Annotated in this window: 1 protein-coding gene; it reads right to left on the bottom strand. The window is 61.1% G+C overall.

The annotated features are described in order from the left end of the window. Window positions 1–296 (bottom strand): hypothetical protein (locus tag EG19_RS14225; protein ID WP_235208742.1); only part of this gene is annotated, 296 nt, incomplete at both ends.

Raw genomic sequence — 296 nt, 5'->3', positions numbered from 1 at the left:
TGTCCGTCGTCAAACTCCGGGGGTTCGGGGATGATTCCCTGGTCTACGAGCCTCGCCACGATGGCTTTGGGGATCCACTCCCGCAAGCCACCGGAGAGCACCTCCACCGCCGGGAACTCCCGGCCATCCAGGGTTTTTGCCTTCACCAGAATGTCGTAGTTGAAGATTTCGGCGCTGGGGATTTGTCTCAAAGGCCTGCGGGTGCCGTCGGCGTACAGGTAGGGGTAAACCAAATCGTAGTTCTCCCGCAAAAGCCCCACCACGAAAAGGGCCGGGGAGCAGGTCTCCTCCCCCAG

Source organism: Thermoanaerobaculum aquaticum, from assembly GCF_000687145.1.
GTDB lineage: Bacteria > Acidobacteriota > Thermoanaerobaculia > Thermoanaerobaculales > Thermoanaerobaculaceae > Thermoanaerobaculum > Thermoanaerobaculum aquaticum.
Note: the sequence above shows the minus strand (reverse complement) of the source record. Positions and strands in the feature narration are given on the sequence as shown.